The organism is Sodalis-like endosymbiont of Proechinophthirus fluctus, assembly GCF_001602625.1.
GTDB lineage: Bacteria > Pseudomonadota > Gammaproteobacteria > Enterobacterales > Enterobacteriaceae.
In genome coordinates, this window is the sequence record NZ_LECR01000001.1 from 16,215 (window position 1) to 16,883 (window position 669).

The window sequence follows — 669 nt, forward strand, 5'->3', positions numbered from 1 at the left end:
GGGGCTCAATCCCTCTTCCACCGGTACGGTTATTCGCGTGCCGTTGCCTCCTCTGACCGAAGACCGCCGCCGCGGTCTGATAAAGGTGGTACGCACCGAGGCGGAACAGGTTAGAGTGTCGGTGCGCAATGTTCGTCGCGATGCCAACGATAAACTGAAGGCGCTGCTGAAAGACAAAGCCATCTGTGAGGATGAAGAGCGCCGGTCGCAAGACGATATCCAAAAACTTATTGATACCTGGATGAAAAAGCTCGATAGTGTTCTGTCGGAAAAAGAAGCAGAATTAATGGAAATTTAATCCGCTGGCGAATAAAAAATGCCACAGCGACGGCCTCCCTAGTGAGGAGCTGTCGCTGTGGCATTTTTTGTTTGAGCTACCATAGACAAAACAACACTATCGTCTCAGACTATGGTGCTTCCTTAATAATTCCAACGCGGTATAAAAAGTAAATTCATGCGGTATTTGACGATTCTTGGCAGTACTGGCTCCATTGGTGCCAGTACTCTGGCGGTGGTAAAGCACAATCCCGACCACTTCGCCGTGCGAGCCCTGGTGGCCGGTAACAACGTTGCCTTGATGACAGAGCAGTGTCTGGTTTTTCGTCCCGACTACGCCTGTATGGAGGACGCCACTGCGGCGCGGGCGCTCAAGGCCAACCTTGATGCGGC

Annotated in this window: 2 pseudogenes; both read left to right on the forward strand. The window is 52.2% G+C overall.

The window, feature by feature from the left end:
• Positions 1-298: pseudogene (locus tag BG74_RS15195) on the forward strand (ribosome-recycling factor); the annotation flags it as partial.
• A 156-nt stretch (positions 299-454) separates the two neighbouring features.
• Positions 455-669: pseudogene (locus BG74_RS00085) on the forward strand (1-deoxy-D-xylulose-5-phosphate reductoisomerase); the annotation flags it as partial.